This is a genomic window from Streptomyces sp. NPDC055749 (genome assembly GCF_053617235.1).
Genome location: NZ_JBSHFH010000017.1, coordinates 89053 through 114715 on the forward strand (window position 1 = coordinate 89053; position 25663 = coordinate 114715).

Annotated in this window: 23 protein-coding genes and 3 pseudogenes; 16 read left to right on the top strand and 10 right to left on the bottom strand. The window is 66.7% G+C overall.

Annotation, left to right across the window (positions count from 1 at the left end; translation table 11 throughout):
* The first annotated feature begins 22 nt into the window (after positions 1-22).
* The 5 genes and pseudogenes from ACWGO0_RS15650 to ACWGO0_RS15670 form a co-directional block, all read left to right on the top strand.
* Positions 23-562 (top strand): transposase, encoded by a 540-nt coding sequence (locus tag ACWGO0_RS15650; protein ID WP_453534105.1) that lies wholly within the window; start codon positions 23-25, stop codon positions 560-562.
* Positions 537-911 carry a hypothetical protein gene (locus tag ACWGO0_RS15655; protein WP_453533961.1) on the top strand — a complete coding sequence of 125 codons (375 nt, stop codon included), beginning with the start codon at positions 537-539 and terminating at the stop codon, positions 909-911. The genes ACWGO0_RS15650 and ACWGO0_RS15655 overlap by 26 nt, the downstream gene beginning before the upstream one ends.
* A 66-nt stretch (positions 912-977) precedes the next feature.
* Positions 978-1160 carry a transposase gene (locus ACWGO0_RS15660; protein ID WP_453534108.1) on the top strand — a complete coding sequence of 61 codons (183 nt, stop codon included), beginning with the start codon at positions 978-980 and terminating at the stop codon, positions 1158-1160.
* 7 nt (positions 1161-1167) lie between these two features.
* Positions 1168-1984 (top strand): annotated as a pseudogene (locus tag ACWGO0_RS15665) (IS5 family transposase).
* A 210-nt stretch (positions 1985-2194) separates the two neighbouring features.
* Positions 2195-2410, top strand: a pseudogene (locus ACWGO0_RS15670) (transposase); the annotation flags it as partial.
* Here ACWGO0_RS15670 and ACWGO0_RS15675 read toward each other — a convergent pair.
* Positions 2409-2821: pseudogene (locus tag ACWGO0_RS15675) on the bottom strand (DNA-binding protein); the annotation flags it as partial. The pseudogenes ACWGO0_RS15670 and ACWGO0_RS15675 sit on opposite strands and share 2 nt — an antisense overlap.
* Positions 2822-2991: 170 nt before the next feature.
* On the opposite strand from ACWGO0_RS15675, the gene ACWGO0_RS15680 reads away from it, so the two are divergent.
* On the top strand, positions 2992-4125 hold the full coding sequence (locus ACWGO0_RS15680; RefSeq protein WP_453533964.1) for a PP2C family protein-serine/threonine phosphatase: 1134 nt from the start codon (positions 2992-2994) through the stop codon (positions 4123-4125).
* A gap of 525 nt (positions 4126-4650) precedes the next feature.
* Positions 4651-5208, top strand: coding sequence for a GNAT family N-acetyltransferase (locus ACWGO0_RS15685; protein WP_453533967.1), 558 nt, complete (start codon positions 4651-4653; stop codon positions 5206-5208).
* A gap of 286 nt (positions 5209-5494) precedes the next feature.
* Here the strand turns inward: ACWGO0_RS15685 and ACWGO0_RS15690 are convergent, their stop codons facing one another.
* Positions 5495-7717, bottom strand: coding sequence for a galactose-binding domain-containing protein (locus ACWGO0_RS15690; RefSeq protein WP_453533970.1), 2223 nt, complete (start codon positions 7715-7717; stop codon positions 5495-5497).
* A gap of 239 nt (positions 7718-7956) precedes the next feature.
* Positions 7957-9018, bottom strand: a complete 1062-nt coding sequence (locus tag ACWGO0_RS15695; RefSeq protein WP_453533973.1) for an ROK family protein — start codon at positions 9016-9018, stop codon at positions 7957-7959.
* A gap of 267 nt (positions 9019-9285) precedes the next feature.
* Here ACWGO0_RS15695 and ACWGO0_RS15700 point away from each other — a divergent pair, with 267 nt between their 5' ends.
* The 4 genes from ACWGO0_RS15700 to ACWGO0_RS15715 all read left to right on the top strand — a co-directional run bounded on the left by ACWGO0_RS15700 (position 9286) and on the right by ACWGO0_RS15715 (position 14137).
* On the top strand, positions 9286-10554 hold the full coding sequence (locus tag ACWGO0_RS15700; protein WP_453533976.1) for a Gfo/Idh/MocA family protein: 1269 nt from the start codon (positions 9286-9288) through the stop codon (positions 10552-10554).
* A 58-nt stretch (positions 10555-10612) separates the two neighbouring features.
* A complete protein-coding gene (gene ngcE, locus ACWGO0_RS15705; RefSeq protein ID WP_453533979.1) occupies positions 10613-12043 on the top strand; it encodes an N-acetylglucosamine/diacetylchitobiose ABC transporter substrate-binding protein in 1431 nt (476 codons plus the stop codon).
* Positions 12044-12249: 206 nt separating this feature from the next.
* Positions 12250-13194, top strand: a complete 945-nt coding sequence (locus tag ACWGO0_RS15710) for a carbohydrate ABC transporter permease (RefSeq protein WP_453533982.1) — start codon at positions 12250-12252, stop codon at positions 13192-13194.
* A gap of 25 nt (positions 13195-13219) precedes the next feature.
* A complete protein-coding gene (locus tag ACWGO0_RS15715; protein WP_453533985.1) occupies positions 13220-14137 on the top strand; it encodes a carbohydrate ABC transporter permease in 918 nt (305 codons plus the stop codon).
* A gap of 57 nt (positions 14138-14194) precedes the next feature.
* On the opposite strand, the gene ACWGO0_RS15720 is transcribed toward ACWGO0_RS15715, so the two are convergent.
* The 7 genes from ACWGO0_RS15720 to ACWGO0_RS15750 all read right to left on the bottom strand — a co-directional run bounded on the left by ACWGO0_RS15720 (position 14195) and on the right by ACWGO0_RS15750 (position 19813).
* Entirely contained in the window at positions 14195-14323 is a 129-nt protein-coding gene (locus ACWGO0_RS15720) for a hypothetical protein (protein WP_453533988.1), read from the bottom strand.
* 351 nt (positions 14324-14674) lie between these two features.
* On the bottom strand, positions 14675-15253 hold the full coding sequence (locus ACWGO0_RS15725) for a transposase (protein WP_453533991.1): 579 nt from the start codon (positions 15251-15253) through the stop codon (positions 14675-14677).
* A 309-nt stretch (positions 15254-15562) separates the two neighbouring features.
* A complete protein-coding gene (locus ACWGO0_RS15730) occupies positions 15563-15955 on the bottom strand; it encodes an IS110 family transposase (RefSeq protein ID WP_453534111.1) in 393 nt (130 codons plus the stop codon).
* 411 nt (positions 15956-16366) lie between these two features.
* Complete coding sequence (locus ACWGO0_RS15735) at positions 16367-17203, bottom strand: oxidoreductase (RefSeq protein ID WP_453533994.1); 837 nt, start codon at positions 17201-17203, stop codon at positions 16367-16369.
* Positions 17200-17790, bottom strand: coding sequence for a TetR/AcrR family transcriptional regulator (locus tag ACWGO0_RS15740; protein WP_453533997.1), 591 nt, complete (start codon positions 17788-17790; stop codon positions 17200-17202). Before ACWGO0_RS15740 ends, ACWGO0_RS15735 begins: the two co-directional genes overlap by 4 nt.
* A gap of 794 nt (positions 17791-18584) precedes the next feature.
* Positions 18585-18950, bottom strand: coding sequence for a hypothetical protein (locus tag ACWGO0_RS15745; protein ID WP_453534000.1), 366 nt, complete (start codon positions 18948-18950; stop codon positions 18585-18587).
* 101 nt (positions 18951-19051) lie between these two features.
* Positions 19052-19813 (bottom strand): DNA-methyltransferase, encoded by a 762-nt coding sequence (locus tag ACWGO0_RS15750; protein ID WP_453534003.1) that lies wholly within the window; start codon positions 19811-19813, stop codon positions 19052-19054.
* Between the two features lie 576 nt (positions 19814-20389).
* Between ACWGO0_RS15750 and ACWGO0_RS15755 the strand changes: the two genes are divergently transcribed.
* From ACWGO0_RS15755 to ACWGO0_RS15775, 5 genes are all read left to right on the top strand, one after another.
* Positions 20390-21535: a C40 family peptidase gene (locus ACWGO0_RS15755; RefSeq protein WP_453534006.1), complete on the top strand. Its 1146-nt coding sequence runs from the start codon at positions 20390-20392 to the stop codon at positions 21533-21535.
* 89 nt (positions 21536-21624) lie between these two features.
* The gene (locus ACWGO0_RS15760) at positions 21625-21933 is read left to right on the top strand and encodes a DUF6112 family protein (protein ID WP_023421641.1); all 309 of its coding nucleotides are present in this window, start codon (positions 21625-21627) and stop codon (positions 21931-21933) included.
* Positions 21933-22613, top strand: coding sequence for a hypothetical protein (locus ACWGO0_RS15765; protein WP_453534010.1), 681 nt, complete (start codon positions 21933-21935; stop codon positions 22611-22613). The genes ACWGO0_RS15760 and ACWGO0_RS15765 overlap by 1 nt, the downstream gene beginning before the upstream one ends.
* A gap of 28 nt (positions 22614-22641) precedes the next feature.
* The gene (locus ACWGO0_RS15770) at positions 22642-24051 is read left to right on the top strand and encodes an SCO6881 family protein (protein ID WP_453534013.1); all 1410 of its coding nucleotides are present in this window, start codon (positions 22642-22644) and stop codon (positions 24049-24051) included.
* A gap of 132 nt (positions 24052-24183) precedes the next feature.
* Complete coding sequence (locus tag ACWGO0_RS15775; protein ID WP_453534016.1) at positions 24184-25650, top strand: SCO6880 family protein; 1467 nt, start codon at positions 24184-24186, stop codon at positions 25648-25650.
* Positions 25651-25663 lie beyond the last annotated feature (13 nt).

Consider the following 25663-nt stretch of genomic DNA (forward strand, 5'->3'; position numbering starts at 1 on the left):
CGGCTGCCGCCAGTTGCAGACAGTGTTCAGGCTGCGGCACGGACTCACAGCGTGTCCACGCAAGACCTTCGTCGAGCAGGTCGATGGGCTCACCTTCCGGCACGGCCGACGCAGCCAGCTGAAGCAGGCGATGCTGATAGCGATCGGGCGCTTCCTGACCGGACGAGCCGGCGCTAAAATCGCAGCCATGCTGCACTGCGCAGTCAGCCCGAACGCCCTGCTCAACCGTGTGCGGAGACTGCCCGCCGAGCCGCCGGAGCGGAGCCCGCGCGTGCTGAGTGTTGACGACTTCGCTCTCCAGCGCGGTCACATCTACTGCACTGTGCTTATCGACATCGAGACCAGCCGCGTCGTCGATGTTCTGGCGGATCGCACTGCCGAGACTTTCACCGCCTGGATCGAGCTGCATCCCGGGGCTGAGATCGTGTGCAGGAACCGCGCGAGCGCGTACGCGGAGGCGATCCGCACGGCCGCTTCGCATGCGGTCCGGCCCGCAGACCGCTTCCGCATCTTACGACAAGGGCGCCGCGATCCAGGTGATCGCCGAGACGCTACACATTGACCGCAAGACGGTCAGCAAGGACGCGCACGCGGCCACCGTCGAGGAGGTCCTCTCTCCGCCGCCGCGGCGCCACTCGCCACTGCAGGCATGGGCCGAGTGCCTCAATATGCGCGGGCAGGAAGGGTGCACCGACAGCAGCAGGCTCTTCCGCGAGATCCAGGAACGCGGCTTCCGTGGCAGCAACCGCAGTATCCGGCGCTGGCTCGAACCGCTTCGCTCAGCAGAAGCCCCAACGCCGAAAGGGTCCAAGACACCCACCGTCCGTCAGGTCACTGGGTGGCTCACCCGCCACCCCGACAACCTCAGTTCCGGTCAACAGCTCCGCCCCAAGCGGATCCTGACCCGCTGAACTCGGCGATCTGCGTAGGCACATCCAGGACTCCGCTCAGATGATGGCGAACTTCACGGACACCTCCTGCCACGCTGGGTCAAGGCGGCCGAGGGCAGTGACCTGCCACCCTTGCGCGGCTTCGCCCGCAACTTCCGCAGGGACTTCGACGCCATCATTGCTCGCCTCACTCTGCCTTACTCCAGCGGCATGGTCGAGGGTCACGTGAGCCGGGTTAAGACCGTGTCCTATGTGGGGTTGGCTCGTTGAGTTGCGTATGGGGCGGGGTACGTGGAGTTGGATTGTTCCGGACGGGCTGTGGGAGATCGCGGAGCCGCTGATCCCTCCGTCGAAGGTGCGGCCGCAGGGTGGCGGGACGCAGGACACGCCTGATGAGACGCTGTTTGCGGCGATCATCTACGTGCTGGTCAGCGGATGCGCCTGGCGGGCACTGCCGCCGTGCTTCGGGATATCGAAGTCGACGGCCCACCGCAGGTTCCTGATCTGGTCCAGAGCTGGTGTCTGGGGCCGGCTCCACGAGGAGATCCTGCACCGCCTGGACGACGCCGGCCTGCTGGATGTCTCCCGGGCCGTCCTCGACTCCGCCCACGTCAGGGCTAAAAAGGGGGCGAACTCACAGGTCCGAGCCCCGTGGACCGGGGCAAGCCGGGTTCCAAGATGCACGTCCTGTCGGACGCGAACGGACTGCCCCTCCTCGTCGGCCTCTCCGCGGCGAACACCCATGACGGCCTCGCGCTGAAGCCCATGATCGAGGGTCACCAAACGAGACACGACCCCCACCGTGGCCGGTACTTCAAGCCCCAGCGCCTCCACGCGGACAAGGCATATGACGTCCACCACCTGCGAAAATGGCTCTGGGGCAAGCACATCGGCGTGCGCATCGCCCGCAAGGGAGTCGAGTCCAGCGAACGGTTAGGACACCGCAGATGGGTCATCGAACGCACGATGTCCTGGCTGACCGGATACCGCAGACTCAACCACCGATACGAACGCCACCCCCGCAACTACCTGGCCTTCTCGGCCTCGCCGCCGCCCTCTGCTGCTACAAACGACTCGCCCGACTCACCACATAGGACACGGTCTAAATACCTCAAACGACAAGGGATGGACGGGCCAACTTCAATCTCCTGCGGCGCCGCATCCTGCTCACACCGTGAACCGAATCACGCACGGTCATCCCGAAAAGTTGATCAGAGACATCTCAAACTGCCCTCCGACAAACGAGGGCGGCCACCGTGTAACTGTCGCTGGTGAACGGCCAGTTCGACCCAAAGGGGTACACCGTGACCTTGTCCCAGCCTGACCTTACTCGCCTGCTGGAGTCACTGCGTTCGGCAGATGTTCTTGAACTCGTAGGCGAAGTCGCCGAGCGGTTGTTGTAGGAGCTGATCGAGGCCGAGGCCACCGCGCAGATCGGAGCGGAAAGGAACGAGCGGGCCTCCACTCGCACCGTCTACCGCAACGGGCACCGGGACAAGACGGTGACCACACGGGCCGGTCGGTACGCAGTTCGCGGTTCCAGTGCCGGACCATCCCGCTCCGGGAGAGCGTGAACGAAATGAAGACGCCCGGGATATAGGAGTGGATCAGGCTCGAGACGTTCGCCTTGTAACTCCACAGCAGTAGGCCAGCGACACCAGGCCGTTGGAGAAGGCGAGCCGATATCCGCGGTTGTGCAGCTGGCGCGGCAGATAGCGATGCTGGATAAGAATCGAGGGCAACGGCGGGAAGCCGTTGAATGCCGTGTTCGCAGCGAGTATCCGCACCAGAACGGTGGCTGCCTTAATGTAGTGGAGGCCGACGTTGTCGTTGCCGCCGAAAGACCGCCGCGCCAGCTGCGCGATGCCGATGCGCTGGGTGTGGCTGTCGCAGGGAGCTCCGCGTCCGGCGAGGCGGCACGCGTCGTCGGCGTCGGTGTTCTCCGGCACGAAGCTGAAGGCATCACGGAACCAAAAGGATATCAGGTTGGTTCAGGTGTCTCGATCGATGCTCCCGCCGTAGAGGAGCTCGGTCACGTCAATGAGAGCCTGGGCAAGCCTGGCAACAGGACATGCCCGATCACCTGAGGTATTCCTTTCACATGGATCCCCGTCAGCGAGCAGTCGTTCCCTGCCTTATGCGGCGCGGTGGACGGCTGCTGCTCACCGCTCCCTTCGCCCTGATCGTGACGGTGACTGTAGTGGACATCCTGTCGCCGCCCGAGGTTCACCTAGGACCTTTCCTGATCGCCGCGCCCGCCGTGACGGCATCATTCGCGGGGCCGCGCATTACAGCATTCGTGGGTGCGGTCGCTGTGCTGGCCCAGGCAGTAGTGGCGTTGGTACGGACGAGCCTCACAGACCTGAATCACACATACCAGATCATCGCGCTGATCCTGATCTCGATCATCGTGACTTTCTTCGCCTATCTGCGCGAGCGCGACGAGAACAGGGTGGCGCGGCTGCGCTCCATCGCCCACGCCGCCCAGAGCGTCGTCCTGCGCCCGCTTCCCCAGCGGGCGGGCCCACTGCACATCGCATCCATCTACCTCGCGGCCCAGGAGGAGGCGCAGATGGGAGGCGACCTTTACGCGGCAGCCCGAACGGCGTCCGGGACCCGATTGCTGATCGGCGACGCGAGAGGCAAGGGACTCGACGCGATCAGCGAGGCGTCGCTCGTCCTTGGTGCTTTCCGAGTCACGGCGCCCCACGCGCCGGAATTGCCAGAACTGATCCGACAACTAGAAGCCGGAGTCCACTCGGCCGAGGCGAGCGCCACCGCAGCGGAGGAGAAAACTGAGACAGAAGGGGAAGCCGAGGAAGTTTTCGTCACTGCGTTGGTACTCGACATCCCCGACCATTCGCCGGTAGTACGGTTTGCGAACTGCGGGCATCCGCCACCACTGCTCCTGAGCAATGGTCGCGTGATCCCCCTCGACACGGCCGACGCAAGCCCCCCATTGGGACTTGCGGACGTCTTCTCCCCCAACGTGACGGTGGAGACCTTTCCCTTCAACGTCGGCGACGTGCTCCTGCTCTATACGGATGGTGTTGTTGAAGCCCGCGACCGCTCGCGCGCCTTCTACCCTCTGATGGAGCGGCTTACGGCCTGGGCCAGGGACGATCCGCCGACGCTGCTCAGCCATCTGCATGCCGACCTGCAAGCGTACGTGGGAGGCCGTCTCGGCGACGACGCTGCACTCGTTGCAGTGGAGCGGCTCCCGTCGAATGCGTAATCGGGGTTCGCTATGGACTTGATGATCGGACAGACATGACCGACGATGACGCAACGAGACCTTCAGGTCATCGGGCTGCCGACTGCCGGGACTTTCCCGCAGAACCGCGGCGAGGCTACCTGTCGGGCACCCCTGCCTATCGACACCGCTCAGTGCATGCAGTCCATTGGTTGTCCTCGGCACTCTGGCCACTGGCCAGCAGGTGCAGTTCTGGTGACTCCGCGGGGCTCAACGCGGGGTGCGACCTGTGGACGGTACCCACAACGCGGCCGGCACTCTGTCAAGCCACGGCTGGCCAGCCGTTCGACGTGTGACGGGCATGCCGGCAGGCTCCGCCAGTCCACGCTGGCCCGCACGGGTGCTTTGTCTCTTGTAGTTGAAGATTCTTCACGCGTCTCGGCGCAAGCGTGAGTCGCCCATACGGCCGGGCGCGGCTTCTGTACTGCCATGTTGCGATGCCGGATGATCCCGTCGTTGGCACGACGTGCGCTCGTGCGTACATCTCGTAAGGCGAGGAGCAACAGTGTGACGAACCCATCCGGCGCGCTAGACGTCGCCATTACGCCGATGACCATCCAGCACCTCCCTGATGTGCTCGGCCTGGGGCATCGCGCGTTCGACACCGCCGTCAAGCCATACACGGGATGGTCCCTGTCCGCGGTGGCCACACACGTCGAGGCGCTCCATCCTGCATGCTTCGTCGCTCTGAGGGGCAATGAGGTCTGCGGCTTCGTTCTTGGCTCCATGACCTTCGAGCAGCGGACCGACTGGGGCTACCTGGAATGGATCGCCGTCAGTACCACCACCCGAGGCCAAGGAGTAGCCGACCGCCTCGTAACGACCTGCCGCGACCAGCTCGCAGAGCTGGGAGCGACGGCCGTCATTACCGACGTCGAAGCGCGCAACAAGGCTTCGTCCGCGCTCATGCAACGCAACGGCTTCGAGACGGAAGCCTCGATCAACCTGTGGGTACATACGATCGGTAGAAATGCGACTACGGCACCCCCACTCCACCTCAGCCGATCACGCAAGAGCGCTGCTCTTGGCAGGTCAGACGGTGCAGCAGACCCTCCGTCCACCTGACCTCGAAGGCCCGAGGTGCACGGGGCCGTACGTCCGGTGGATGCGCGAAGTTGATCGTAGCGCGTCAGCGAATGCAGAGATCTGCTCTCCCGGCCGGCCCACCCAGAAAGTGCACCTGACGCTGACTAGACCGACGCGTCGGGCGCACAAGGGTGCGGCCTGGACCATACGATGAGGCGGGTCGTGCTATGCACGACCCGCCCGCCGAGGCGATTGGATGAGCCAGGCGGCGGCCAGGCCGCTTGACCGGAAGGGGCTTGTGAGGTCCTCGGGTGGATCGGGGTCTCTACTGCGCGGACGTTCCGATGGCCTTGAAGTCGGTGATGTGTACGCCGGGGTTTGCGGAGTTTCCGGTCATGTTGACGCGCAGGTAGCGCGCGGTGGTGTCGACTGGGTGGGTGTCACCAGCACTGTCTGCCTTGGCAGTGCTGGTCTTGGAGGCGATGGTCGTCCAGTTGACAGCGTCCGTGCTGGCCTGGACGTCGTACTGGTAGGAGCGGGTGCCGTCGACGTAGTTGGTGACGACGATGCTCTCAAGGTCGTACGTGCCCTGGAGGTCGACCTGCCACCACTGAGGCTTGGGGGTGGCGCCCCAATAGCTGTTGTTGGTGGGGTCGCTGTCGACGGCTCGGCCCGGGATGTTGGAGCCCTCGGTGCTTTGGGCGGTGGCTGGCTTGTTCAGAGCGGTGTTGTACGGCGTCGGGTTGAAGGGCGTGGCTGTGCCGACGGCAGTGAATTTGAGAGCTTGCTCAAGCTCGGTGCGTGTTCCTCCGACTGCACTGGTGTTGAGGTTGGGCCAGTTGCGCGGCGGAGTGGTCTCAGCCAGGCGCGTTGGTTGGGCAGACAGCCCCAGCACCAGGTGGCTGTAGCGGTTGACGAGGCGGTAGGACCCCAGTGGGTTGTTGTTGCGGTCGGTGTTCTTGAGGAAGAACCACTGCTGGCCGACGTCGGACGGGTCCGCTTCGAGACCTTGTGGCTTGGTCCCCCAGGCTCGGGTCGCATTGGTGGTGGAAGGGACACCAAGGGCCTTGCCGGTGGCGGCGTTGGTGATGAGGTACGAGCCGTCGCCGTTGGGCCGGAAGGCCCACGCCTCCAGATCGGAACCGGTGGGCGACGCCGATGAGGTGGTTGCCGAGGTGCCGGTGACCTGACTCAGGGTACGGCCCGACACGTTCGCGATCCGGTAGGTTCGCGACGTATCGACCGGCGACGTGGCAGGTGCGGAAGAGTCGAGTGTGATGTCGCGGTACTCAGCACCTCCGGAGGGGCACCCGTAGTCGCAGTAGTTTCGGAATGTCCTGCCGACGATGGTGCTACTGCTGCGGTTCCCGCTGTCGACGAACCAGTGGTACCAGTAGTCCTTATAGAGGACAGAGCCCGTGTCAGCGACCTTCCGCCACTTCTGGGTGGCCAGGTTGTCCGTCACGAAGAATGGCTCCGCGTGCGCGGAACCGTTGGGGTTGAAGGGGTTCGCGCCGGCGATGTACAGCCCGAGGTGCGCGCTGTAGGAGACGTTCATGTACAGCAGCGGGGACTGTGGCGGCAGTGTGCCTTCGGCCAGCTGCTGACTCACGCAGCCGGGGTTGGAAGGCTTGTAGTCGTCGGCGACAGGGGTGTAGCCGTTCGGGTTCTCCGCTGTGACGTCGACGATGTTGCTCTCCTGGCCGCCTACGCCGGGCTGTGTCCAGGCACCGTTGTGCCACTTCTGCCAGCTGCCGGTCGCCATCTTCTTGGAGATGGGGGCTCGGGCGACGTGCTCCAGGCGGTGGATCGCTCCCTGGCAGCCGGGCTTGTCGATGATGCTGGAGGCGTAGAAGGCGTAGAAGTAGCCCGAGGCGGTGTCGACGAAGAGGCGCTGGTCACCGTCGCCGTAGTAGTAGGTTTCGTGCGGGAATGCCGCGGTGTCGCCGCGCTTCGTGCTGTAGGGCGAGGTGAGCGCGTGGCCGACGATGGTCCACGTGAGGCCCTGGTCGGTCGAGGTGGCGTAGTCGATGGAGTCGTAGTGCATCCCGTCGCCGAAGGGCTTGGGGGTGAATTCGTTGTGGACCAGACCGATCCAGTCGCCGGTGTCGGGGTCGACCCACGTGCCGATCAGATCGCAGTAGTTGGGCTGCGAGTAGTACGTGGTGGAGGGGGCGCTCGTGGAGATCCGCCCGGTGGGGCTGTTGTTGCACAGGGCGGTGGTGTCGTTGTTGGCGGCGTTGAGAGTGGCCGAGGGCGGGGCGTTGTCGAAGTCTCTTCCGGAGTTGAAGCGCCAGTGCCGGGGAGCTGTCGGCCCGTAGTGGGCGGCGGCCTGCTGGGCGTAGAAGGTGCCGTCCTTGTCGATGTAAGGAGTGGACGGCGAGTCGGAGACGAAGCCGTTCGGGCCCTTGGACCCCACGGTGAGGGTGTAGCTGGGTTCGGGGGAAGAGGCGGTGTTGACGGCCACCGCGGGGCGGGGCATGGCTGCGCCCGCTGCTGTAAGGACGATGGCGGCTAGGGTCGCCGCCATCCGGTGGAAACGTGGCACTGAGTTCCTCCTGTGAAGGCAGGCTGTCCGGCCTATCTGCCGGCCGGCTGCTGAGGGAGAACAGACGGGGATGACCAGGCAGGGCTGTGAGCGCCCGCTCAGCCCGCATGATTTTTCACCTCAGATAACTAACTGAGGGAAGTAAAGGGCTGAGTATGCGGACCGTCAAGAGGGGCGGCGAGGTGAATCCTTCTCGCTCCAGTTCGCCACGATGGAGGCAGCGCGCTTGACGGCTTGGCTCATCGCCCTCGGATGGCTGCGGGGACGAGGGGCGCGGCACTGTCCAGTTCCGTCATGCGCCGATCGACGGTGTCCAAAGCCAACCGCAGTGCCCCGAGGGTGACGACATCGTCACCCAGCTCGGAGGCTTCGAGCTGGGGAGGGTGCGGACACGTAGTGGTCAGCTCAGCCTCGATCCGGGGCAGAAGCAGATCAGCGGCGTGGGAGAAGCCTCCTCCCACCACTACGAGTTCAGGGTCAACAGTGAGCACCATGGCGGCGATCCCATGAGCGATGTCGGCGGCGAAGCGGTCGATCGCGGCGAGTGCGGCGCCGTGCCCGGCCCGCGCCGCCGCGAACACGCGGCGCGCCTGAACGTCGCTGTCTTCTCCCGCGCCTTCCCCGATGTCCGTGAGGGCTAGGCGTTCTGCCGCGTCGGGCCAGCCCGCACCACGCAAAGCGCCGATCTCGCCGGCGGCTCCGGCCGCGCCGCGGTGGAGCCGACCGTCGACAACTAGTCCGGCGCCAAGCCGGGTGCCGACAAGGACGTGGATCATCGTGTCGGCTCGATGGCCTCGCCAGCGTTCTCCTAGCGCCGCCAAGTTGGCATCGTTGGCCACCTCCACCCCGCAGTTCAACTGGCTGCTGAGCCACTTCCCGGGATCGAGGCCGGTCCAGCCGGGCAGGAGGTCAGAAGCGGTGACCGTGCCGTTGGGACCGACGATTCCGCTGGTGCCGATGGCCGCAGCCCATACGTCGCACGGAGTGAGTGCAGCGTCCGCAAGCGCGGCGTCAAGCGCGTTCTGAGCCGCGTCAAGCCGGGTGGGTGCCGGATCGTCCGGCGAGACCACGACGCTGCTTGTACTCACGATCTCGGCGGTGAGGTCGGCAATGAATGCCTGAACGCGATGAACGCCCACGTCGAGCCCGACAACGTGTCCGGCCTCGGCCGCGAAGCGGAACCTGCGCGCCGGGCGCCCTACGGCTTTCCTGCCGGTGGACTCGACCGCCGCTTCAGTTTCGGCAAGCCAGCCATGAGCGCTGAGGCCCTCGGCCACCACTTGGGTCGTGCGCCAGGACAAGCCTGTGGCGTGTGACACCTCACGCAAGGAGCGTGGGGGCCCGTCTCGGAGTACAGCCAGTACGGATAGCTCGTTCGCCCGGCGCAGGAGCGTCTGGTCGCGCGCAGGTGCTGGAAACGATTCGGTCACGGCGAGCTGCTCCTCTTGACGCGGGGGCGACTTGGTCATTTACTTCCCCCAGTTACTTATGTGCGGTAATAAATTATCAAACAGGCGGGAGAAGCATCAACGATGAAACCGGCCAACAGTCCTCACTCCATCAGTCTGGTGGTAATCGGGGCAGGAGTGCGCGGGCTCGGCTACGCCAGGCGGGCCGCGGATCAGGGGGCACGCATCACGGCGGTCGCCGATCCCAACCCCGAAGCGCGGGCGAGCTTCGCAGCCGAGTTCGGCCTGCTCGCGGAACAGTCCTTCGACGATGCGGCCACTCTGTTGAGAGCTGGTCGTCTCGCGGACGCGGTGGTCATCTCCTCTCCGGACGCATGCCACGCCGAGCAGGCTGTTCTCGCGGCTCGTCAGGGGTACGCGGTACTGCTGGAGAAGCCGATGGCGCTCGACGAAGACGACTGCGAGCGAATCATCGAAGCCGTGGAGCGCGCAGGAGTCGTGTTCGCTGTGGCGCACGTACTTCGATACACGCCCTACACGCGGGTACTGAAAGAGCTGCTGGCCACCGAACGGATCGGCACCATCGTCAGCGTCCAGCACCTGGAGCCGGTCGGCTGGTGGCACCAGGCTCACTCGTATGTACGCGGAAACTGGCGTCGCGAGGACGAGTCGGGGCCGATGCTGCTCACCAAGTCCTGTCATGACCTCGACTGGCTGATGTGGGTGATGGACGAGGTGCCGGCAAAGGTATCCTCCTTCGGCTCTCTGAGGCACTTCACCCCGGACAGCAAGCCCGCATCGGCCACGGATCTGTGCGTCACGTGCCCTGTGGAGCAGTCCTGCGCGTACTCCGCAAAGAAGATCTATCTGAGTTGCCTCGGTGACCCGGTTCGGGAGTACTGGCCTTTGTCCATGGTGACCCGCGACACCACGCGGGAGGGAGTGCTGGCAGCACTCGCCGAAAGCCCGTACGGCCGTTGCGTGTACGCGTGCGACAACGATGTGGTCGACCATCAAGTGGTTGGCCTGGAGTTCCCCAGTGGAGCCACCGCCTCGTTCACGATGACGGCTTTCACTCCGCTCGTCCACCGAAAGACCCGGATCTTCGGAACGCGTGGCTGTCTGGAAGGGGACGGCACCGTCGTGAGCCTGCACGACTTCGTCACCGATGAGACCGAGGAGTACCGCATCGCCGACTCGCACCCCGGCGCTTCTGCCGCCGAGGGGCACGGAGGCGGCGACGACGCACTCGTGGCTGCTTTTCTGCACGCGGTCGCCACCGGTGACACCAGCGCACTGACCTCGGATGCCCGGACCAGTCTGGCAGGTCACCGGGTGGTCTGGGCCGCCGAGAAGGCCCGTACCTCAGGGACCGTCGTCTCTCTGGACACACCCGCCGAGACAGCGGGCGCCGTCCCACACGCGTAATCCCTCGTCGACTCACGAAGGCAGTCGACGCAATGCCCCCACCAGACAGGAGAGACTCATGACTTCCCCGGCTCACTCGGCTCTGACCCGCAGACAGACACTGCTCCGCGCCTCGGCCATGACCGCATTGGCCGTCCCCGGAGCAAGCATGCTGGCCGCCTGCGCCGGCGGCAACGGCGCTGCAGCCCCGGCAACTGGCGGAGCAACCAGCGCCACCAATCCGTTCGGGGTCGGAAAGAACGACCCGCTCGACGTGTACGTATTCAAGGGCGGCCTGGGTGACGATTTCGCCAAGGCGTTCGAGAATCTGTACCAGGAGCGGTTCCCCAGTTCCGAGATCTCGCACAGTAGCGGCCAGGACGTCACCGGCGACCTGCAGCCCCGGTTCAACGCGGGCTCACCCCCGGACCTGATCTTCAACGAGGGCGACAAGAAGTTGAAGCTGGACGTTCTTCACGCCAATGGTCAGCTCGCCGACCTTTCCTCCCTGTTGGACGCGCCTTCCATCGACGATCCCTCGAAGAAGGTTCGAGACACTCTGTTGCCCGGCACGGCGGAGGCCGGACGCATAGGCGACGGAGTCTTCTCCCTCAACTACGCGCTGACCGTGTACGGCATCTGGTACTCCCCCAGCCTGTTCAGGAAGAACAACTGGAACGTGCCCCGTACGTGGGAGGACTTCACAGCTCTGTGCGCCACGATCAAGGCGGCGGGCGTAGCGCCTTGGGCGCATCAGGGCAAGTTCCCGTTCTACATGATGGTCGCCCTCATGGACATGGTCGCCCGAGCCGGTGGCAAGGACATCATGAAAAAGATCGACAACCTGCGCCCTAACGCGTGGCGGGAGGACGCGGTCACGCAGTCCGTGGAGCGGATCCACTCCCTGGTGGCCGAAGGATTCATGCTTCCCGGAACCGAGGGCCTGACGCATACGGAGGCGCAGACCGCCTGGACGCAGGGCAAAGCGGCTTTCCTCCCCTGCGGGTCCTGGCTCGAGCAGGAAATGAAGGGCACCGCACCGACCGGCTTCGACATGGCGGTCATGCCGATGCCTGCGGCAGCGGGCGACAAGATGCCTGCCGCGGCCGTCCGAGCCGTCGCGGCAGAAGCCTTCGTCGTGCCGACCAGAGCCGTCAACAAGGCCGGGGGCCTGGAGATGCTGCGCATCATGTGCTCCAAGGACGGAGGCAGCACCTTCGCCAAGAATGCCGGGGCGCTGCCCGTGGTCAAGGGTGCAATCACTCCGGAAATCGCAGCCGCCATGGCGCCGGGCATAAGGTCCGGAAGTGCTCTGGTCAGCGCCGCGGGCGACGACGTCATTTCATGGAAGCACCCCGTCTGGTACTCCAAGATGCAGACCGAACTGGAAACGGCCATGGGCGAGTTGATGAGCGACCGTATCAAGCCCAAGGAGTTCGTCGAGCGGGCACAGCGCGCTGCGGACCACACCCAGGCTGACTCCTCGGTCCAGAAGTTCACCCGCGCCTGACCTCTCCCCGCAAGTCGCCAACACCCCGGCCGGGCCTCACCAGCGGGGCCTCACCAGGATGTCCCTGCCAGGCCCGGCACAAGGGTTCACACCACACGCCCTCCCGTCTCAGGGAAGCCGTTCCTGCAGCCCCTTTAGCTGCACAGCCTTACTGCCACCAACCAGAAACCCGTCCCACCCATGTACCCGGTCAGGAGCCAACCCGCATGAGGCTGAGAAAGGCCCTTCGGAAGGATCTGTTCGTCACAGCCTTCCTTATCTGCCCTATGGGCCTCTACGCAGCATTCGTCCTGTGGCCGTATCTTGAGACCTTCGGCTACTCGTTCACAGACTGGTCCGGGGTGGCGCCGCCGAGCCGGTTCGTCGGCTTGGAGAACTACAGCACGCTGTTCCAGGACGAGGTCTTCCTGGCCGCTCTCTGGCACAACGCACAGCTGCTGGTGGTCCTGCCCGTCGTCACCATCGTGCTTGCCCTGTTCTTTGCCTTCATGCTCAACGTCGGCGGGCGACGGCGATCCGCAGGAGTCCGAGGCGTTGCCGGCTCCGCCCTTTACCGCATTGTCTTCTTCCTGCCGCAGGTACTCTCCGTTGCCATCCTCGTCATCATGTTCCAAGCGACCTACCGCTCGGACTCGGCAGGGCTGCTCAACGGCATCACGGGAGCCTTGGGCCTGACCGATCCCGACGACCCGCTCCCATGGCTGGCCTCCCCCGACGCGGTGCTGTGGTGCATCCTCGCGATCCTGGTATGGCAAGGAGTCGGCTTCTACCTGGTGCTCTTCTCCGCCGCGATGCAGTCGATACCCAAAGAGATCTTTGAAGCCGCGCTTCTCGATGGTGCGAGTCGGGGGCAGGTCTTCCTCCGGATCACCCTCCCCCTGTTGTGGGACTCCGTGCAAACAGCGTGGGTGTACCTGGCGATCGCCGCGATGGACGCCTTTGCCCTGGTGGCAAGTCTCACGCCGGGGTCGAATTACGGCGGGGGGCCCGATCACCGCAGCGAGGTCCTCGCGACCTACTTGATCCGCAACTTCCTGACATTCGGCAAGGCCGGCTATGCCTGCGCCATGGGAGTGGTCATCTTCGCGATCACGCTCGTGCTGTCGCTGGCCGTCCTTCGCCTGACCCGGCGCGACAGCGTCGAGTACTGATCGTCGAGCACAGGCAGGGAACGCTATGACCACCAGAACTGACAGCGCGCGACAGGCCGGTGTTCGGGGGCGACACACCGCTGACCGCAGTATGGAATTCGGTGCGCGGGGACGCACCCTGAACGTCTTCTCCCACGGCTTCCTCTCCCTATGGGCTGTCATGATCGTCCTCCCGATCATGTGGGTTGTGCTCGGCTCGTTCAAGACCAACGCTCAGCTCGGATCCAGCGCCTGGGCCTGGCCCACGGTGTGGTCCTTCGACTCCTTCGCGCGGGCCTGGTCCAAGGGAATCGGCGGCTACTTCGCGAACACCTTGGCAGTCCTGGCTATGTCGATCACAGCCACCATGCTCTTCGGCTCGATGGCCGCCTACGTACTGGCCCGTTATAAGTTCCGAGGAAACCGGGTCATCTACTACAGCTTCGTGGCCGGAGCGATGTTCCCGGTCTACCTGGCACTCGTTCCCCTGTTCTTCCAGGTGAACAACCTGAACCTGCTGAACACGCGATTCGGATTGGCGATGGTCTATACCTCTTTCTCGCTTCCCTTCACCATCTTCTTTCTGCACTCCTTCTTCCGAACACTGCCGACAGCCGTCCAGGAGGCGGCGTTCGTCGATGGATGTTCGCACACCAGGGCGTTCTTCCAGGTCATGCTTCCCATGGCTCGACCTGGACTGGTCTCAGTCGGCATTTTCAACGTCCTTGGCCAGTGGAACCAGTACCTCCTGCCCGTAGTACTCATGCAGCGCCAACGCGGTGATGCCGAAGCACATCAGGTGGTGACCCAGGGACTGGTGAATCTGCTCTCAGCACAGGGGTACGCCGCGGACTTCCCGGCTCTTTTCGCCGGCATGACGATCGCCATGCTGCCAGTCCTGGTCGTCTATCTGTCCTTCCAGCGTCAGGTCCAAGCCGGCCTGACCTCAGGAAGCCTGAAGTAGCACGCATCCCTCGTACTCCACTGTGGTGCCACGACGCACCCGTCGGATCGGCCTCACTCAGTCCAAGACGATGGTGATCTCGGAGACGATGACGGCGACCGACGGGAGGACGGCGGCCCGCCCGAAGCCGGTCATCGCCCCCACGCCGGAGGCCCCGCCCACGACGTGCACGGCGACGCCGTCCACCAAGGGCTGCCGCGCGCTGGAGTTTGCCTACGCCACGCCACCACGGCGACTGATAAAGGCGCACTTCTTCGAGCACGCAGTTGCGCGCCGTCGTCCGCGGTGAGCATCATCGCGACGAAGGTGGCCAGGAACGACACGTAGCATGCCGCCCAGCCCCGTCAGCGCCTGCGCCACGCTCGCGACCTGCTCACCGGCGGCCCGGCACCGGCGGACGCTGCGCGTCCGCCGGCTTCTCGGGCCAGGCGCACTTCAACCGCTGATTCAAGCGCACCTACGGCATCACTCCGGGCACTTTCAGAACCTTGACGTCGACAGGGTCTGACACGAAGTTGACCACTTGATCGGGGTGGTTCAGGCGGTGATCGGTTCGAAGCGGATGGTCAGTCCGAGGCTGTTGGCCTCCTTGATCATGCGGCGCGTGGCGCGTTCGGGATCTCGGGCGGGTGAGTGGTCGGCGCCGAGTTCTCGGTAGGGCACGTGGTCATGCAGGACGTGCCAAATAGCGATGGCGAGTTTGTGCATCACGGCGACCAAGGCGCGTTTGCCTCCTCGTCTGGCCGCGATCCTTCGGAAGAAGACACCGAGGTAGGAGTCCCTCTTCCTGATGGCGACCATCGCGGCAATCCCGAGCAGACGTTTGAGGTTCTTGTTCCCGGGGCGGGTGCGGCCGGAGCGGTTCACTCCGGCCGACTCGTTCTGTCCGGGGCAGACCCCGATCCAGGACGCGAGGCAGTGGGCTGAGGCGAACTGGGCCATACCACCGCCGGTCTCGGCGATAACGATCTCCGCGGCAAGGCGCCCGAGGACAGGAATGGTGACCAGATTCACCAGGTCGCTCTCCCGTTCCGCCAGCAGGGCGGCGCTGCGCGTGTCGAAGGCCGTGATGATGCTCTTCCAGCGGTCGATCTCGTCCAGATAGTGCCGGACCATGAAGGCGTGATGGCCGGTGAACTTTCCGTCCAGAGCTTCGACGAGCTGCGGGATCTTGTTCCGGGCTCGGCCAATCGCGAGGCCGGCGAGCCGGGTCGGATCCCGTTCCCCAGCGATCAGAGCTTCCAGGATGGCCCGGCCCGTCGCGCCGGCAACGTCGCTGAGAAGGGGAGGAGAGCTTCATCCCCGTGTCCTCGAGCTCCTTCTCGAGCCGCTGCGCTTCCCAGCCCGCGTCCCGTGCCAGCTCTGTCCACCGACGCGTGAGATCCCGCAACTCGCAGATATCACGCCCGGGCACGAACGAGGCCGTCACCATTCCCGACGCCCCGGCCCGCGCCAGCAAGCCGCGTCACTGGGATCGGTCTTGCGGCCCCGAATCCCTTTGAGGTGGGCTGGGTTGACCAGCATCAGATTCACGTGCGGCTGCAGAAGGCAGTAGACCGGCCGCCAGCAGTCCGAGGTCGTCTCCATCACCACCACCTCGACCTGCCGCTCCAGCAGCCGGGCCAGCAAACGCCGGACTTCAGCCGTCGTGGTACCGAACCGTTCCGTCTCCAGCGACCAGCTGCCGGCCCGTTTCGTACTCGGCGTCCGTACGCATGCGAGCAGGAACCGTTTGCCAAGGTACACGCCGGCGGACCGTAGATGGATTACCTCCTCCTTGGAATCCTGAGCCGGGCCATCCTGTTCTCCCTCCCGCACGAACACCCCCGTGCGCGGCGGGCGTCCCGGAGGGGCCAAGGGAGTAGCGGAGTCTGACACGCGTACTCCAGGCAGCAGACAAATACTGGCCTGGCAACAATCCGTGGTCCCCTGGGCAGCCCCCATCGCCACCCTGTAAAACGAGCTTGCCAGCATCGCAGGCCCATCGGCTGACCGGGACGTCCGACCCCATTTTCCCGTACCCGAGGTGATCAGCGCAGCCAATCTGGCCCACCTGTAAAAGGAACGGCCCTGTCTCGCATTCGGTGGTAACGGCGCGTGCCGCCATCCGAGGAGGATGCGGTGGCAAAGAAGGGTGAAGCCTCTCGTCCGTGCATCTGGTGGGCAATCCGCTTGGTCTTGGTGTTGACGCCCTCGGTCGGGCCGTGGCTGACTTCCGTGCGGCCGTGGTCAGTGATCCGCGCGGAACTGCAGGCGCAGGTAGGCGTCGAAGGGCTTGGCTCCGAGCAGGCGGCGGGTATGGACGAGGGCCTTGGCCGCGGTGGTGACGACGTAGCGGGTGCGGGGCCGGGCAGCGGTGGCGGCGCGTTCGATGGTGGCGGCCACGGCTTCCGGCGGGGCGGACAGCAGCTTGGAGTTGTAGGAGGTGGCCATCTGCTGGTCGACGGCGGCGTTGAGCCGGTCGTAGGGGCCGGCGGCGTGGGCGGCGTCGGAGAGGGTGTGGGCGGCGGTGTCGCCGAAGGCCGTGCGGATGAGCCCCGGTTCGATAAGGCTGACCTTGATCCCGAAGGGCAAAGTCTCGAAGCGCAGCGCGTCGGTGAGGGCTTCGACGGCGTACTTGCTGGCGTGGTAGTAGCCACCGCCGGGGAAGACGAGGCGGCCGCCCATGGATCCGACGTTGATGACGCGGCCCTGTCCGGCTGCGCGCATGGCGGGCAGGACGAGCTGGGTGAGGCGCGCCATGCCGAAGACGTTCGTCTCGAACTGGCGGCGCACGCCGGCGAGGTCGGTCTCCTCGATGGTGCCGTACTGGCCGAAGCCGGCGTTGTTGACGAGCACGCCGACGGAGCCGTGTTCGGCCTGGATGGTATCGACGGCGTCGGCCATGGACTGCTCGTCGTTCACGTCGAGCACGAGGAGGCGGGCGCCGGCCTTCTCCAGGTCGGCGATGGAGTCGAGGCGGCGCGCGGTCGCGTAGACGGTGAAGTCGGGGCGCCGGGCGAGGCGTACGGCGGCCGCGCGGCCGATCCCGGAAGAGGTGCCAGTGATGAGAACAGGCGTGGTCATGTGCGTGTCCTAGGGGTCTCGGGGGAGGTTCCGGCCGCGTTCAGGCCGGCGACGACGAGCTGGATGGCACGGTCGAGGCGGCCGGCCGACACGGCGGTGTCGGCGAGGTCCGCCTCGAGCCCGCGGGTGAGGGCGAGGAGGATCTCCGCCACCTCGCGGGCGTCGACGCCCGGGTGCTCGGCCGCGATCTCGCCCGCCAGCAGATCGAGCATGCCGCCGTCGAAAGTGCGGATCATGTCGGCCGACAGGCGGGTGTCCGGGCCCAGGAGCTCCGGCGCGTGGGCGGGGCTGTCGGCCCAGACCTTCGACACGAGGCCGAGCTTGCAGCCCAGGGCCGCCGAGAGCCGCCCGCCCAGGGGGGTGGCGTGCCGGGCGGCGGTGCGGGCCGTTTCGAGCGTGTCGGCGAGGAGCCGCTCGACCAGCCGTCGGAAGGCGTCTTCCTTGTTATGCACGTAGTGGTACACCGCCGGGCGGGACATGCCCGCCTCGCGAGCGATGTCGTCCATGGTCGTACGGCGTACGCCGTGGCGGGTGAAGCAGGTGTAGGCGGCGGCGAGGATCGCCGTCACCTTCTCGTCGTCCAACATGTTGACAACCATTACACGAAACGTCGAAACGTCAAGGTGATCATGGACTTCACACTCTGAGTGCGTGATCAACAGCAGAGAACATCTCCGTGGGGCAGGCGCCGGAGCGTGCCTCGATCGAGTTCGCCCGCGAGGCCGCAGCCGGGCCCCTTCAGTCGCCCGCCTGTGGCTCGTGAGCGGTTCCGTCGCAGCGCTTATGTGCGGATCCCGCGAGTTCTTCTGAGCCTCGCTGAGTCCCTGATCATGTGGCCAGAGCGTTCTTCCTCCTTCGGGTAGCCTGTGGCCTCGCGACGTAACCTCGAGATTCTTGAAGCGTTCTCACCTCGTCCAACCGATCCGCAGTCGGGCCGAAGGTGAAGAGGCTCGGGCTGACGGCGCTGGCGGTCGTACGGGACCTGCGTGAGCACTGGGCACCCGTGTCGGCCGAGGAACTGCAGCGGTTCGAGACCGACGTGCTGTCCGGGTTTGTCCTTGCGCGGGCCTCGGCTGGCCCGGCGGACGGCACGATCCGCACTACCGGGTGGCCGTACAGAGGCTGCCCGAGCCGATCGACCTGGTGCGCTACCGGATCTTCGACGGTGGCCTGCTGGAGCTGCTGCTCGTTGATTCCGTGACCGGCTTCCCGAGCGCTGCCTCGTCCCGCCGGGACCGGGAGCGGGCAACGGTGGTCGACAGCGTTCCGGCGGTTCCGGCGACTTCTTCGCCGACGGACGACGCGGGTCACCCTCGTACTCCGCCACGTGCAGCAAGGTGTTCCACTCGTGGAAGACCTGCTGGGGCACCAACCCGAAGCGCTACTCGCACTTGCCCGCCCAGCTGTAGCGCGGGTCGCTGATGTAGGCGCAGAACATCTTGATCGAGATCTCGTAACCACGCGCCGTCGACACCATGATCGGCTTGGAGCCGGACCGCAGATGCGCGATGAACGCCTCGGCTTCCGCCGGCGTCCACTGCAATGGGTACTGGCCGGTGAAGTCCGCCATCCGCCGGATCAAGGCCAGCCGTGGCGCGATCGTGCCGCTCTCCTGCGGGAACCGCGATCGTTGCTGCTGGACCCAGCCTTCCAGCATGCCCCGGAAGACCGTGGACTCCGGGTCCAACGGCCGTACATTCGCGGCCAGTTTGAAGACCGCTTGCCCCGGAGACTCGAAGCCCGTCACCGTCCACCTCCAGCGTTGCAGTCGATGCATCATCGTTGCGCCGAACGTGGACGTCGGGGAATCCCCTGATCGTGAGCTCCAGGACCGCGGTCTGCGTATCGCTACTCGGCTCCCGGACCTGCGAGAACGAAGTCTTCCTGGCTGCCCATTTGTTGCATCGTCTGCAGTAGCCGCTCATTGGCGACGGCGGCGTAGTGCGCGGACAGCTCGACGCCCACGAAGCGGCGGCCCTCGCGCAGGGCTGCGACCCCCGTGGAGCCGCTGCCGGTAAACGGGTCGAGGACGGTGCCGCCCTCGGGGCAGACCCGGACGAGCTGCTGCATGACCTCGACCGGCTTCTGGGTGATGTGGACTCGGCCCTTGCGGGGCTGGGAGGCGATGTAGTGCCCCGGCAGGTAGAGGTCGCGGGTGTTGTCGAGGGAACCCTTGACGCCCCAGATGATGAACTCCGAGTCCTGCTTCGGTCCCCCCTTGCGGGGTCGGCTGGAGGGTTTGATCCACGGGATGGTGCCGCTCCACGTCCACCCCGCCATCTGCAGGGCGTCGGAGGTCGTCGGCTCCTGGCGCCAGTCGGTGAAGACCATGGCGACCGCGTGCTCGGTCGAGGCCCGGTACGCCTCGGTGAGCAGTTCGGTCAGCCAGGAACGGTAGGAGCGCTGGTCGCGGTTCTCGCCGGGGAAGTTGGCGAGGTCGTGCGCCGAGTTGCTGGTGACGTACTTGGCACGCGCGGTGCGGCCGGTGCGATCCGAGCTGGTACGGCCCCCGGAGTTGTACGGCGGGTCGGTGATCACCGCCTGGACGCTCTCGTCGGGGAGGGACTTCAGGACGGTCAGCGCGTCGCCTCGGTGCAGCGTGTAGCTCATGGGGAAGGGCCTCTCTTCGGGCACAGCGGATCTGGACCTACTCCGGACAGCGCTCAACGGCGTGCATCCGGCGCGGGGTTGCAGCGGAGGTTAACGGCGAATTCCGGCCGCGCCTAACGAGGCGGCTCCCCGCTTCGGGCCCTGGTACGGCAGTCGTTTGGTACGGCCGGAATCCCGGTCTACTGTCTCGCCGTGCCACCTGGAAGGAGCACTGCTCCACCCCCGTTGGCTTGTGCTTATCCGTGCCGTCTCGTCCAATCGAGCAGCGTCGGAGGCATGTTGCCCATCTGCCCGCGAGCGCCGTGAGGAGGCCCTGTGCACTGCCTGAGATTACGAGCGCGGCTGGCTGCCGCGCGTGACCTGAAACCGGCGTCCGGGAGTTACCAACTCCTCTGACCCGGGCCCGCCGAGAGGCGGATGCACATCGGCGCGGTGCCGACGGCTTTGCACGAGAAGTCGACACCGCGCCTCCTACGAACACCGAGGAGCCGCTGCGATGCAGCATGCCCTGACCCACCCACGCCCCGACCCACCTCCGTCACCTGGCCTGCGCCGCCGTCGTGCTGAACGGCGGCCGTGAAGAAGACGACCGGAGCACTCGTCGGTCTGTGCGCCACCGGAACGCTCCTGCTGGCACTGCCGATCCTTGGCATCGGTGCCGGGACCGCCTCGGCCTCGTGCTCGACCGACGGTGCACAGGGTGCGGACGCCTCCGCCGTCGCCAAGCAGGTGAAGGCCATCCTGGACGGCGGCGACGAGGGCTCAGTCTCCGTGCCGGGCCTGGACGCGCCTGCCGATCAGGTGCCCAACGCCAAGACGATCCAGGCCACGGGCGTCGCGATGAACATCCCCGCCCGAGGACAGGTCGTCGCCCTGGCGACCGCTCTACAGGAGAGCGGCCTGCGGAACGTGACCTACGGCGACCGCGATTCGCTGGGTCTCTTCCAGCAGCGGCCGTCGATGGGCTGGGGCACGGCCAGCCAGATCCTCGACCCGGTGCACGCCAGCACCAAGTTCTACGAGGGGCTCAAGAAGGTCTCCGGCTGGCAGTCCCTATCTGTCACCCAGGCCGCCCAGGCGGTGCAGAAGTCGGGCTTCCCGGAGGCGTACGCCAAGTGGGAGCCGCTGGCCACCGCCCTGCAGAAGGCCATCGAGCCCCTGATGCAGAAGGCCGGCGGTGGATCGCCGAGCCCGTCGCCGTCCGGCGCCACCGACACCGGCAGCCCCTCTCCCGATTCCGCGGGGGGTTGTTCGGCGGACGGCGACGGGACGGACTTCGGCACCATCCCGGCGGGCGCGCTGCCGGACGAGTACAAGATTCCCGCCTCCGCGCCGCCGAAGGTGCAGACGGCGATCCGGTGGGCGCTCGGCCAGCTCGGCACCCCGTATCAGTGGGGCGGCACTTGCACCGACTCCCACGGCAAGAACCCGATGGGCCGCTGCGACTGCTCCTCCCTGATGCAGGGCGCGTATAAGGCCGCCGGGGTCACCCTGACGCGGACCACGTACACGCAGGTCAAGGACGGCAAGGCCGTCTCGGTCGATGCCCTCAAACCGGGCGACCTCCTCTTCACCGAGGGGACGGCCGCCGTACCGGAACACGTCGGGATGGCGATCGGGCAGGGCCTGATCGTCCACGCCCCGCACACCGGTGACGCCGTACGGATCACAACCGTCGCGTCCTGGAAATCGCGGATCCTCGCGGCCCGCCGAGTCGTCTGACCGGCGCTCCTCCCCCTCCCCCCCTCCCCCTCGCACCGCTGGTTCGCCCCGCCGGGCTTTGGCGTGCGCTCATTCGAACTGGAGTTCCCATGTATCTCGCTGACCAGGTCATACAGCTCGCCTATGACCCCGGAATCAAGCCGAACGAGGGCGGGCTCCCTGGCCTCAACGTCCTCAAGCAGGTAATGGGCTCGATCAACTTGTTCGGACTCATTGCCGTGGTCGGAGCCCTCGCCGTCAGTGCGGGCGTGTGGGCCTGGGGTCACCACTCCGGTGGTCACCAGGCCGAGGCGAACGGGAAGAAGGGCGTGCTGGTAAGCGCGGGCGCGGCCCTTCTTCTCGGTGCGGCCAACGGTGTGGTGGCGTTCTTCTCGACGCTCGGGACGCAGGTCCACTGATGGCTCAGCACTCCACCCACCCCGGCGGCGCATCTCGCGTGCGCCGCCGGGCGCTGCTCGGCACTGCCATCCTGGCGGTGCTCGTCGCCCTCGCTGGCCTGGCCGCATACCTCACCCGCGAGGGCCGAAGCCCCTCCGATACTGCGGCCCCACCGCCGAGTTCGCCCACGGCGTCCTCGTCGACGGCGGCACCGTCCGGGTCGCACACCCGGCCCCGCGCTCTCCCCGTTCCGCCGAAAACCCACGACCCGATCACGTACGGGAAGGCCGCCGCAGCAGCGCTGTGGTCGTACGACACCCGCGCGTACTCGCAGCCCGAACTGCGCAAGGCGCTGCGCGGCTGGCTGACCACGGAGTCGAAGTACGCCGATCCGGCCTCCGTCGACCAGGTGGTCCCCTCGGCCACCCTGTGGAGGGAGATGGCCGCCAACAAGCAGGTCGCCACCGCCAAGATCAACGAGGGGCACTTCCCCCACGCCTTCACCCAGGCCCTCCAGGACGACCCCGGGGCGATCACCCAGGCGTACGTCTACGCCGTCACGGTCTCCGGCAAGCAGTCGATTCGCTGGCAGGGCTCATCCGCTGGCGGCGCGGAGAGCCGTTCCACCACCCTCGCGGTCCAATGCCGACCCGACCACCCCTGCGCCTTGGTCGGTGTCATGCCGTCCGTCGCGCCCTGACCCTCGCCTCAGAACGGAGGTATGACCCATGGGAGTCTGCGACTTCCCGCTGATGGACAAGGTGTGCGGCGCCGTCGACTTCGCCACCAACCCCGCCGGCACCGTCACCGACGGTCTCGGCGCGTGGATCGCGAAGTCGGCGGGCGAGCTGGCGTCCAGCGCGGCCGACCTGGCCGCCAAGGCCGTCAACAAGACGACGGCCATCGATCTCAACGCCGGGTGGTTCCGGGACAACTACGAGTTGCTGCTGCCCATCGGCCTCGCCCTGACCGTCGGCATCTTCTGTATCCAGCTCATGACCGCGGCCTGGCGCCGCGACGAACGTGCCCTCGCCAAGGCGACGTTCGGCACCATGACCGGAGTCCTGTTCAGTTTCTCCGCCATCGCCTTCACCACCGTCGCCATCACCGTGGTCGACGCGTTGTCCGACGGCCTCTTCAAGGCCGCCAACACCTCGATCGACGACGCGATCCGTCGTGTGATCAAGGTTGATCAGATGGGGGCCATGTACGGCCTCGGCTGGGGCGTCCCTTCCCTGGTCGCCTTCGGGTGCGCGATCGGCGCCTTCCTCTACTGGGGCGTGATGGTCGCCCGCAAGGTTGGCGTCCTGATCATGGTCGCGCTCGCGGTGTTCGCCGGGGCCGGCGGTGGCTGGGAGGTCGCCAAGCGGTGGCGGCGCGGCTGGATCGAAGCCACCGGCACCCTGATCGTCTCCAAGCTGCTGATGACCGTCGTCTTCCTCATCGGCGTCTCCGCCATGGGCAAGAGCGATGCCAGCGACGGTATGTCAGCCCTGTCCGACGCGATGGCCGGCATCGTCGTGATGGTGTTGGTGCTGCTCTGCCCGTACGCGACGTACAAGTTCGTCCACTGGGCCAGTGACGGCGGCGGCCACGACGACATGCACCGCACCGGTGTCGCCGGCATGGCTGTGGCAGCCGGAGCAGCGAAGACCGCAGGCAGCCTCGCGCTGCGGGCCGGTACCGGCGCTCCCGCTCCGCAGGGTCCGAACCAGGTCCCGGGCGCGGGGACCGATGGTGTCGCCTCCGGCATCATTCCCTCCGGCGGCAACCTCAGCAAGGAGGGCATCGACGCTGGTCCGCCCAAGCAGCAGACGCGCTTCCGGTACGGCGAAGACCCGAACGCGAGCGGCGACAAGGGCCGGTCTCTGATCCAGCGCCCCGGGATCCCGCCGCTGATCACACGTCCTGGCGAGGATGAACCGGAAGGGCCCGAAGCGGCTGCCCAAGGCGTTGCGGGCGGCTCCGGTCACCTCACAGGCGCATCGGCTCCGGGCGGCGACATGACCTCCATGCCGCCAGCCGACCCCGGACCTTCGGCCTCGGGCACTCCGGCGTCCGCGTCCGGTCCGTCGGCCACCGGCTCCGCGACGCCGACGAACTGGGTGTATCCCACCCAGCCGCCGTCGGGTTCCTGACCCACATCCCCGGGGGCGGGCCGCACTCCACGGCCCGCCCCCGCCTCCCCACCAGCAGGAAGGTTTCGCCATGACGTCCAGAAGAGCGCCGCGCGCCCCGTCCTCCGCCCGCTCCCACCGTCTGGAACCACCATGTCCGGCAAGCACCAGTCCTCCACGCCCACCGTGAAGTTTCCCCACCGCAGCAGGCGCGGCGTCCTGCTCGGCCTGAGCCTCCCGCAGTTGGCCGTCGCCGGACTCACCGGCCTTCTCCTTCTCGCCGTGATCCTCGCCCGCGGTGTGGTCGGCGCCCTCCAGCTCATACCGCTGTGGGCGGTCATCGCGCTACTCGTCTTCGTCCGCCACCGAGGCCGTGCTCTGGCGGACTGGGCCCCGATCGTCGTCCGATACGCGCGGCGCCGGATGCGAGGCCAGCTCGTCTGGCTCACCCGGCCCTCCCGCCGGCCGACCCGCGAGGGACTGCTCCACCTTCCCGGCACCGCTGCCAGCCTGCGCGTGACCACTGCTCCCGATGGCAAGTACGGCGCCGTCCACAACCCGCGCAACGGGACGCTGACCGCTGTGGTCAAGGTCTCCTCCCGCGCCTATGCCCTGCTCGACCCGGGCACGCAGCAGGCCAACGTCGGCGGCTGGGGACGCGCGCTGGCGGCCCTCGCCCGTACCGGACAGATCGCCCGCATCCAGGTGATCGAGCGCACCATCCCCGACTCCGGCGACGCGCTGCGCCGCTACTGGGAAGAGCACGGCCGCCCCGACACCCCGATGGCCGGCGCGATCTACAACGAGCTGATCCAGAGCGCCGGTCCCGCAGCAGCCCCTCACGAGGCGTACGTTGCGGTGTCCTTGGACACCAAGGCGGCCCGTCGGCTGATCAACCAGGCTGGCGGCGGCCTTACCGGTGCCTTCAGCGTCCTCGCCCAGCTCACCTCCACGTTCGACCAGGCGGCGCGGACAGCCGGTCTCACCCCGACGGGCTGGCTCACCGCACGCGAGATCGCCGCCGTGGTGCGCACCTCCTACGACCCGAAGGCGCTGGCGACACTCGACCGCTGGTCCGCTGTCGGTCGCCCCGAGGCCGAGCCCGCCGCCGCCGGCCCCGTCGTGGTCGTCGAGAAGGCGGACCACATCGCCACCGACTCCGCCGTGCACGCCACCTACTGGGTGGAGAACTGGCCGCGCACCGAGACCAGCGCCGGCTTCCTGCACCAGCTCCTGTTCACCGGCGGCGTCCGGCGCACGCTGTCGCTCTCCTACGAGGCGAAGAACCTCGACGCCGCCCTGCGCGACGTGCAGCGCAAGAAGTCCAGCGTGATCGCCGACGCCGCCGAGCGGGCCCGGCGCGGCCAGGTCGACTCCGAGGCCGACTCGATCGAGTACCAGGACATCAAGTCCCGCGAACGCCAGCTCATCGCCGGGCACGCCGACGTCGCCCTGACCGGTCTGCTGACCGTCTCGGCGGACACCGAGGACGAGCTGCGCACCGCCTGCGCCGTCGTGGAGACCGCCGCTGTCGGCGCCCAGCTCGACCTCCGGCCGCTGACCTGGCAGCAGGCCGAGGCGTTCACCGCCGCCGCCCTGCCCCTCGCGCTTGCTGCCTGACCCTTCCCTTCGA